Below are 8,768 nucleotides of genomic sequence, written 5' to 3'. Positions count from 1 at the left end.
AATTTGAAGAATTAGCAAAAGAAAAAATGGCTTAACCGTCTCTACTAAAATGTGTCCAAGATATTGACTCAAATCCAAATTCTGTTTTTTCATGAGAATTTTTGTCCAAAACTTGTTAAAATGATTTTAAAAATACTTACATACACAATCCCCAAAAGACACTAATGTCATTTCAGTCAAAAAAGATACCGCAGAAAATTTCCACCTGAGATTCAATACGATATTACTCTCTTGACAGCCAGCTTAATTCCTTAGTTGAATAGATTATTAAAGTGCACAAAAAAACAATGCGGCGTTTGTTATATTTTCTGGTATAAGCGACGGTGCTATAAACTTTTTTGCAGATTAAAAATCATATGAATTTAACTCCAGTAATAAGAGTTTAAGTGCCAATGCATGCATGATTCTTTCAATTTCCGTTTTATGAGTAGACAGAGCGATTCCTTCATTGCATTGGAAAATGAGTTTGTTTCTCGTAATATGTATGCTCTCATTTTTGGTTGCATAGTATTCTCTCCATTCGTCTTCATACATAAGAACGCCTCCTTTGATCATCCTATATTTAAGTCCTTCGTTATTAATATACGTAAAAAGTTGGTATTTTATTTTTATTTTCTCTCTCTTTAAAAAAACTGAAAAAAGAGCGGTTTACAGGCATTTTCATGGATAAGTTACCCATAGATCAATCTGAAATGAGCGTAGAACTTCCCTCTCAAACACTGGTTTTTTAGAGAAATACGAAATATTAGGGTTATTTGCAGAATAGCTACTTATTCTTACAAAGCAACAAGCGAGCAAAAGAAAAATTCCTTTCAAGCGTTTTTTGGCGGTACACTATTTTAGCGACAGGCAAGATAGCAAATATTTTTTACAACTGGTTTGACTGTCGGCGACGACAGCCCACAGCCAAAAATAAAGAAGTCAAGGACTGTGAGGGTGGAGATTTTTTGGTGGTCTGCCAAAAAATACTTACCCGTTCCTTGACTTATTTAAGTGTCATTCAGTGTTAACTTTGCCGAGAAATTGCTTCCTTTTTTACTTTTGAACCCTTTGATTAAACTCGTTTCTCTTTTGCTTAATAAATCTTGGACATTTTTCTTTGTGAGTGCTTTTTGGCTCCATCTTTTAGGAAGCGTAAATTTGCAACCGTCTTTGTAGCCCGAACAGCCATAAAATTTTCCTTTGTTTACTACGCTGTTTTGACATTTCGGACACGTACCCATCACATTTTCTTGTTCCATATGACCGGCTACATCTGCAATGTTTTCTTTTTTGTCTTGGAAGTTTTGTGGCACTTTTCAATGAGGTGCTGCACAAACCGCTCGATACTGCCTAAAAAAGCTTCTTGTGTGCCTTGTTGGCTTCGGATCTTTTTCAAATAGCGTTCCCATTGGGCAGTCATGCCGGCATTGGCGATTTCGTCCTCTGCAATTATGCGGCACAACAATTCGCCTTTTTCTGTCACATAGATTTTACTCTTACTGATCGTGATGTAGTCCTGTTTCTTCAATGTTTCAATGATACTGGCTCTAGTGGCCTCGGTTCCAATCCCTTCGGTTTCTTTAAGAATGTCTTTGCTGTCTTTATCGTCCATTGCCCGTCCGACATGTTTCATGGCGGTTAGCAGTGTGCCCTCTGTATAGTAATTGGGTGGTTGGGTTTTCCCTTCCTTTGTTTCAAGGGCGAAAGCCACTGAATCATTGACGGTTACTTCTGGTAAAAGTGGGTCGTCCTTGTCTTTTTCCTCCTGTTTATATAGTCGTTTCCATCCACGCTCTTTTTCTGTCTTCCCTTTTGATTGGAACAGAACCTGATTGATCGCTGTATCAATGGTGGTTTCGTCATAGATATACGGCTTTTCAAAAATTGCGAGGGTACGATACAAGACCAGAAGATAAATGTTTTTTTCGTCTTTCGTTACATCACTGAGCTTCGGCAATGTCTTCGTTGAAATAATCGCATAGTGTTCTTGTACTTTGCTTCCATCTACATACCGTTTATTTTCGTTTAGCTGCGGTTCGGAAATGCCCACTCCTGCTAGTTCGAGATACCGACTGAGGTTGCTTTTCAGGTAGTCAAATTCGGGGCTACCAATATAATTGGTATCGCTTCTTGGATAAGAAAGCACCTTTTTTTCATAGAGTTTTTGAGCGATCGAAAGCGTTTTGTCGGCACTGTAATTAAAGCGTTTGTTCGCGAAAGATTGTAAATCAGACAAGCTAAAGAGTTTCGGCGCATACTGCCATTTTTCTTCCACTTTGACATTTGTTACTTCGGCATTCTCCGCTTGCTCTAGCTGATTGGTTTCTTTGAACCCGTCAAGGTTTTCGAGTGTATCAAACCGCTCTTTGTATTTCCCTTTGTACTTACCATTCGAGTGTGTGAAAGTGGCATACAACTCATAAAATGGCTTGCTGACGAAATGTTTGATTTCTTCGTTGCGTTAGTAAATCAAGAACAAAGTCGGGGTTTGGACGCGTCCAACGCTAAACACGCCTCTCATGCCGTTTTTCTGCATATAAAGCGTGTAAAGACGGGTGAGATTGATTCCTACCAGCCAATCAGCGATTTGTCGGGTTTCTGCTTCTTTGTAAGTGGAATAAAACGCCTGTCCGTCCTTCAGATTTTGAAATCCTTTTTTGATTTCGCTAGTTTCAAGCGAGTTGATCCATAAACGTTTAATGGTTTTCCGGCTATTTCCCGAAAGGTTGATAATCAAGCGGGCGATTGCTTCACCTTCTCGGTCGCTGTCGGTCGCAATCACGATTGTTTCCGCTTCATCTAAATGCTTTTTGACGATCTTGTATACCTGTCAATACGGATTGAACTGTTGTTAATGCTCCGGAAATTCTTCCTTGAATATCTCCTGCAGCTGCACCTAAATATAAAGTTTGGAAATTATTTTGTAGAAAATTCATAGCTCATTCTCCTTTATTTTTCTTCTTCTCTTTGTAAAGCTATTGTTTGTTCTTGCTTTTGTTCTCTATGTTGGTCTTGCTGTTTTTTAAGCTGTTGAGCCAATTCCTCTTTATCATCTTTATATGGAGTGAGTCGTTTCAACTTATCGCTTTGAAATGTACCGATAAAATATTTTTTATCTCCGTTTTCGTCTTCTCTTTCAAGCACGTATCATAGATATAAATGTAATGGCATAGTGCGGGTTTTATTTTCAGCCTGTATCGTAGCTAAACAAATCGAGTTGTGTGTCCGTTTTTGGGGGGTCTGCTAGCTTGTTTAAAGTCTCTTGAATGAATGTATGCTCTAAGTCAAAAGAATTTGTCAGCGCCTTTATATAGCTTTCTTTTTCTTCTTTTTTTTACTTTAATGATCGATAGCAACAATGATTTAACACTAGCAAGTTGAATGCCACCATTTCTTCCTGATTTAATCTTAAAGAAAATTTCCTGGTTCGTTTTCAGTACCTTCAGCAATTTATCTAATGTCCGCTCAGGAATGCCTAGCGTTTCTCTAATCTCTTTTTTAGTCGTCACCAAATAAGGCTTGTATACATCGCTTTTTTCGCTAATATAAGCCATTAAATCTTTTTTCCATTCTGACAAATGAACACGTTGACGTTCGCTTCTTTTTTTCTTGAATTTAAACCACCCTTGACGGACAAATAAATCTTTACTGGTTAAATCACTTGATACCCAAGCTTTGCAAAGAATGGTAATGTATTCCCTATTAGCCCCTTGATAGTTTTCTGAATAGGCACTTCTAACAATTTTGATTACTTCTTTTTCTTCTAAGGGTTGATCTAATCGATTATTAAACTCAAACATATTATATTCGCACGTTTCGATTGAATAGCCTGAACTAAAGTAAGCTAAAGAGAGGGTAAACATAACGCTATTGCGCCCTACTAAATCCTTTTCTCCTAAAAATTTCGTTTCGTGCAATAAGAGATTAAACCAGGGTTCATCTACTTGTTTTTTGCCTTTTGTACCGCTTAAAACCGTTAGACTTGAACGAGTAAAGCCCTTATTATCTGTTTGTTTGAAAGACCAATCTTGCCATTCTTTGAAAGAATAACGGTAATTGGGATCAAAAAATTCTACATTGTCCGTTCTTGGTATGCGAGCAGTCCCAAAATGATTGCACGTTAGATCAACTGGCAAAGACTTTCCAAAATATTCTCGGATATTTTGCGAGATTATTTTGGCTGCTTTGACAGATTTAAATTCTGATTTTGAAGTCACATAGACTGGAGTTTCTAAAACAAAATATGCTTGATAACCTTTATCAGATTTGATAATCATAGTAGGCATAAAACCTAAATCAATAGCTGTTGTTAAAATATCACTTGCTGAAATAGTTTCTTTTGCCGTGTGAATATCAAAATCAATAAAGAATGTATTGATTTGTCTTAAATTATTTTCAGAATGCCCTTTAGTATATGAGCGATTTTCGTCTGCATATGTTCCATAACGATAAACGTTGGGTGTCCAATGCGTAAATGTATCTTTGTTTTCGTGAATCGCTTCTTCGGAAGTCAGAACAACGCCACGTCCGCCAATCATGCTTGATTTTGAGCGATACGCAAAAATAGCCCCTTTGCTTTTACCTGGCTTGGTAGTGATTGACCGACTGTGCGTGCGGATGTAAAGTATTTAATTCAACCTATATAGTATAAGAAAGTTTAAACTTTACATATATTTTTCTTGTACAAGGATTAGTTCTTCTTGTCTATGATAAAATTTATTAAACAGTTTGAAAGTAAAAACTATTCAAAGAAAGTGGGCGATAACAATGGGATTTTGGTATTTTTTAACGTTAGCTGTCGGTATAACTTTGTTGATCATAAGTGTTTCAAATAAAGAAGTATCTAGATCAACCAAATTCGTAATAGCCTGTTTTGTTTTAGGGATCTTGTTAGTCATAGGTAGTCTACTTTTATTTTTACCAGGCAGCTCTTCGATTATTGAGCAACTACTTCAACTAAATTAGCTTCGTTATTAAAAGCCGACTTTCTAAAAAAAGAAAATCGGTTTTTATTTGTACTGGTCGAAAAAATTTTTTCTACGGCTGATTTTGACTTTATTTTAGATCCAGCTGAACAATCAGCGGCTCCCCTTCTTGCGTTGCTTCATCCAACATTAAAGAATAAACATCGGCATCCTCTTTCGTGATACGTACCTGTTGCGCACTCATTTCGCCAGCACCCACTTCTTGAATACGCATCATTTGGTTCTCTGGATCCACGCTATTGATAAAGTAATAATTTTCCATGACTTTCCTCTTTCTCCTAATTGAATAGGTCTGACTCTTGAATCATTTTTGCTTGTTCGATTTCACGCTGCAGCTTTTCAAAAGCTACTTTATTTTTGAATTGATCAAATTCATTGCTCGTCACCCGTTCCAGGTGTTTGACTTGATTTGTGACCGACCGACGATACTTTACCGATGATCGATAGAAATAAAGTAAGAGACTTTTTCGAAAATAGCCATCATCTATTCCACTTTTTTAATTTGGTATTTGTTGCGATTAGCTCATAATGATCGATTATATTGGAATAACTAACGTGATCGGATGCTACATAAACAAGGACTTGATTTGAATCCAATCCTTCATATTTGAGATCAAAAACGACGAAATAGGTTTGATCATCGTTCGTATAAACACTTAGATCTTCTATGCTAATTTTGGCATCTTCAAGGTCCATATCCCCAATCGATTGCGTCATTTCCTAGTTATATTCATCAGTAATCAACTTCATTTCGTTCAGAAGTCCCACTAAATGTCATGCCAGGTACGAAAATTGAATGACTTCGCCAACAACTGGCATCAGACCTATCCCAAGTTAATCAAAAATCTGCTTAAAATGCCGAATCTGCTCACTTTCATGGATTTCCCACCAGCTATTCGCGGTTCATTGTATTCAACCAACTTCATTGAGAACTTTAACAAACATCTCAAACGCAACATCAACCACAAAGAACAATTTCCAACGGAAGATTCACTGGATCGATTCCTGGTTTCTCAGTTTAATGTCTACAACGAGAAGTCTATGAAGCGAATCCATCGCGGATTCAAAGGACTTCAGGACACCCTGGAATCATCCTTTATTTAAATTAACTACATATTATATGTACGGAGGCATTTCATTTACACAAGATTCTTGACGCTACCCATATTACTCAATAGATTAATATCAAATGGTGAAAATCAACGAAAAAAGGAGATCTATCAAGCAATCTCCTTCCCAATAAATCTCCTCTTATATAAAGTTATTTATGAACACTGATTTAAGCTAAGCTGCCGATATCACAATCCCATCATCCACTAAATCAGCCTTCAAGTTTTTGACATCTAAGTGGTCAAGGTAGAAATCCGTTACCTTATCACGAATTTGTCGTTCAATTACTCGCCGTAATGGCCGCGCACCCATTGCTTCATCATAGCCTTGTTCCATCAGCCAATCTTTAGCCGCTTTAGTTACCTCAAGTTTGATGGATTTTTTGGCTAAAGTTTTTTGTACATCCGCCAACATCAAATCGACAATTTGACTTAAGTCTTGCTTAGTCAGATGTGAAAATTCCACGATTCCATTAAAACGGTTCAGAAATTCTGGGCGGAAAAATGGTGCTAACTTATCCATTAATGACTGATCTCGTTGCTTGTCACCACTTAATGCTTCATTACCAAAGCCAGCATTAGAAGTAGCAATAATAATCGTATTTTTGAAATTAATGACATTGCCTTGTCCATCCGTTAAGCGCCCATCATCCATCACTTGTAACAGTAACGTTAATACTTGTGGATGAGCCTTTTCAATTTCATCTAATAATACAATGGAATATGGATTACGCCGAACCCGTTCAGTTAGAGTATTAGCATTATCTTCATAGCCTACGTATCCAGCCGAGGTACCAATTAATTTCGACACAGCTGTACGATCAGCATATTCACTCATATCTAGCCGAATAATCGCATTTTCATTTCCAAACATATCTAAGGCTAATTGCTTAGCTAATTCAGTCTTTCCTACGCCAGTTGGGCCCACAAACAGAAAACTTCCAATCGGCTGATCACCCTCTGAAAAGCCCGCACGGTTACGCCGAATTGCTCTTGCTACCATTTCAACCGCTTCATCTTGACCGATTACCTTACTTTTCAGACGCTTATCAAGATTTTTCAAGCGCTCAATATCATTAGCGCCCATATCAGAAACTGGTATACCAGTTAAACGTTCAACCGATTGTGCCACATCATCAATCGTGGCAGTGATTTTTTCTTTTTGATCCGTTTCTTTAATCTTTTGCTTGGTTTCCTCGATCGACTTCTTGATATCAGCGGCTTTTGTAAAGTCCTCCGCTTTAATGGCGGCCTCCTTAGCTGCCTCTAATTTTTTAAGGCGTTGATCCAATGTCTCAACATCAGTTGGCGAATTTTTAGCCGCTAAATGAGCCGCAGTCATGTCGATCAAATCGATAGCTTTATCTGGCAAAGTGCGTTGTGGTATATATTGGATTGAATAATCCACAGCCGCCTTCAAAACATCATCTGGTAATACAACATGATGATGTTTTTCGTACAGCTCTTTAACACCTTGTAATATACGTAAAGTGTCAGCGGCCGTCGGTTCATTAATCACAACATCATTGAATCGCCGTGCCAAAGCCGCATTTTTCAAAATAGTATTGCGATATTCATCTTGAGTCGTAGCCCCGATTACACTCAGCTCGCCACGTGACAAAGCAGGTTTAATGATATCAGCCAATCCTTTGCCACCATCTTCACCACCAGTGGCACCCGTGCCGAGAATCTGATGAATTTCATCGAAGAATAGAATAATATTACCAGCTGCTTTAACTTCCTCTACCAGCTGTTTAATATTTTCTTCAAAAGAACCGCGATATTGAGTTCCCGCTTCCAAAGACGATAAATCAATCGAATAGATTTCTTTATCTTGAATCGTTTCTGGAACTTTACCAGCCACAATTGCTTGTGCCAGACCTTCGACGACTGCAGTTTTACCTACACCGGCATCACCAACTAAGATTGCATTATTTTTCGTTCTACGACTCAAAATTTCTGCAGTTTCTTGAATCTCATTCTCACGTCCAATCACTGGATCTAGTAATCCATCACGAGCCTGTTCCGTCAAATTAGTCCCTAATTTTTCTAAAATCCCTCCTTTTTTAACAGCCTGTTGACCATCTTTAGATACTTCTATTGTTTTATTATTTTGGGGTAGCTTACCAGTTGCTCGGTATTGAGCAAACTCATCCGGTGTCAACGATTGTCCATTAACTAAATACCGTGCACGCTTCGAATTTTGATTATCCATGCGCCGAAATAATTGATTGAAAACATCATCCATATCATTGTTGAAAAAAGGATCATTTCCGTAGAAATTTGCCATATTACCACACCTCCATAAAAATTTATATGTGTAACTTAGTGACCATAATATCCTTTAAAACTATAACTTAAAACTATAACTGAATTGTATCACAATTTTTATGTATCGCTAAGTAAAGTGCTTATAGAATCAATTAGAAATAATTAGGATAATTTTGTTTAAACAATAGTAAAGAAGTGTTAAGCGTATCAGACTAAGACTTTGCTTTTTCGTGGGCTTCGATTGCCAGAACGTCCTTTGAAACTTCGTTCAATTCATTACCTCATTTCTTTTATTATTTATGATACGGATTAAAGCGTACTCTTTGCCCAAAAAAATATTGTTATGGATTTGAGTCAATATCTTGGACACATTTTAGTAGAGACGGTTAAGCCATTTTTTCTTTTGCTAATTCTTCAAATT

At 37.3% G+C, this 8,768-nt stretch carries 8 protein-coding genes and 3 pseudogenes; 1 reads left to right on the top strand and 10 read right to left on the bottom strand.

The features are described 5' to 3' along the window. Window positions 1-345: 345 nt before the first annotated feature. The 8 genes and pseudogenes from FGQ66_RS14455 to FGQ66_RS14425 form a co-directional block, all read right to left on the bottom strand. Window positions 346-534, bottom strand: coding sequence for a hypothetical protein (locus FGQ66_RS14455; protein WP_002311028.1), 189 nt, complete (start codon window positions 532-534; stop codon window positions 346-348). A gap of 455 nt (window positions 535-989) precedes the next feature. Continuing rightward, window positions 990-1,241, bottom strand: a complete 252-nt coding sequence (locus FGQ66_RS15525) for a topoisomerase C-terminal repeat-containing protein (RefSeq protein WP_249361104.1) — start codon at window positions 1,239-1,241, stop codon at window positions 990-992. An 8-nt stretch (window positions 1,242-1,249) separates the two neighbouring features. Continuing rightward, a pseudogene (locus FGQ66_RS14450) lies at window positions 1,250-2,764 on the bottom strand (DNA topoisomerase). 13 nt (window positions 2,765-2,777) lie between these two features. Beyond that, the gene (locus tag FGQ66_RS15280) at window positions 2,778-2,918 is read right to left on the bottom strand and encodes a hypothetical protein (protein WP_002316998.1); all 141 of its coding nucleotides are present in this window, start codon (window positions 2,916-2,918) and stop codon (window positions 2,778-2,780) included. 13 nt (window positions 2,919-2,931) lie between these two features. After that, window positions 2,932-3,126, bottom strand: coding sequence for a hypothetical protein (locus tag FGQ66_RS14440; protein ID WP_002318494.1), 195 nt, complete (start codon window positions 3,124-3,126; stop codon window positions 2,932-2,934). Between the two features lie 140 nt (window positions 3,127-3,266). Beyond that, window positions 3,267-4,520 (bottom strand): primase C-terminal domain-containing protein, encoded by a 1,254-nt coding sequence (locus tag FGQ66_RS14435; protein WP_230315319.1) that lies wholly within the window; start codon window positions 4,518-4,520, stop codon window positions 3,267-3,269. 517 nt (window positions 4,521-5,037) lie between these two features. After that, complete coding sequence (locus tag FGQ66_RS14430) at window positions 5,038-5,229, bottom strand: hypothetical protein (protein ID WP_002314345.1); 192 nt, start codon at window positions 5,227-5,229, stop codon at window positions 5,038-5,040. A 218-nt stretch (window positions 5,230-5,447) separates the two neighbouring features. After that, on the bottom strand, window positions 5,448-5,684 hold the full coding sequence (locus FGQ66_RS14425) for a hypothetical protein (protein ID WP_002341366.1): 237 nt from the start codon (window positions 5,682-5,684) through the stop codon (window positions 5,448-5,450). Window positions 5,685-5,756: 72 nt separating this feature from the next. Between FGQ66_RS14425 and FGQ66_RS14420 the strand changes: the two are divergent. After that, a pseudogene (locus tag FGQ66_RS14420) lies at window positions 5,757-6,071 on the top strand (transposase); the annotation flags it as partial. Between the two features lie 180 nt (window positions 6,072-6,251). On the opposite strand, the gene clpL reads toward FGQ66_RS14420, so the two are convergent. Next, entirely contained in the window at window positions 6,252-8,366 is a 2,115-nt protein-coding gene (gene clpL / locus FGQ66_RS14415; RefSeq protein ID WP_138302642.1) for an ATP-dependent protease ClpL, read from the bottom strand. Between the two features lie 249 nt (window positions 8,367-8,615). Further along, window positions 8,616-8,690: pseudogene (locus tag FGQ66_RS15750) on the bottom strand (XRE family transcriptional regulator); the annotation flags it as partial. Window positions 8,691-8,768: the final 78 nt, after the last annotated feature.

It is taken from the genome of Enterococcus sp. BSD2780061688st2 D3, assembly GCF_005844145.1.
Taxonomy (GTDB): Bacteria; Bacillota; Bacilli; order Lactobacillales; family Enterococcaceae; genus Enterococcus_B; species Enterococcus_B durans.
This window is presented reverse-complemented; position numbering and strand designations above follow the sequence as displayed.

Bases quoted from the DNA above. Each gene is read 5' to 3' on its own strand.
- FGQ66_RS14455 (WP_002311028.1), bottom strand. From the start codon at position 534: ATGTATGAAGACGAATGGAGAGAATACTATGCAACCAAAAATGAGAGC.
- FGQ66_RS15525 (WP_249361104.1), bottom strand. From the start codon at position 1,241: ATGGAACAAGAAAATGTGATGGGTACGTGTCCGAAATGTCAAAACAGC.
- FGQ66_RS15280 (WP_002316998.1), bottom strand. From the start codon at position 2,918: ATGAATTTTCTACAAAATAATTTCCAAACTTTATATTTAGGTGCAGCT.
- FGQ66_RS14435 (WP_230315319.1), bottom strand. From the start codon at position 4,520: ATGATTGGCGGACGTGGCGTTGTTCTGACTTCCGAAGAAGCGATTCAC.
- FGQ66_RS14430 (WP_002314345.1), bottom strand. From the start codon at position 5,229: ATGGAAAATTATTACTTTATCAATAGCGTGGATCCAGAGAACCAAATG.
- FGQ66_RS14425 (WP_002341366.1), bottom strand. From the start codon at position 5,684: ATGACGCAATCGATTGGGGATATGGACCTTGAAGATGCCAAAATTAGC.
- clpL (WP_138302642.1), bottom strand. From the start codon at position 8,366: ATGGCAAATTTCTACGGAAATGATCCTTTTTTCAACAATGATATGGAT.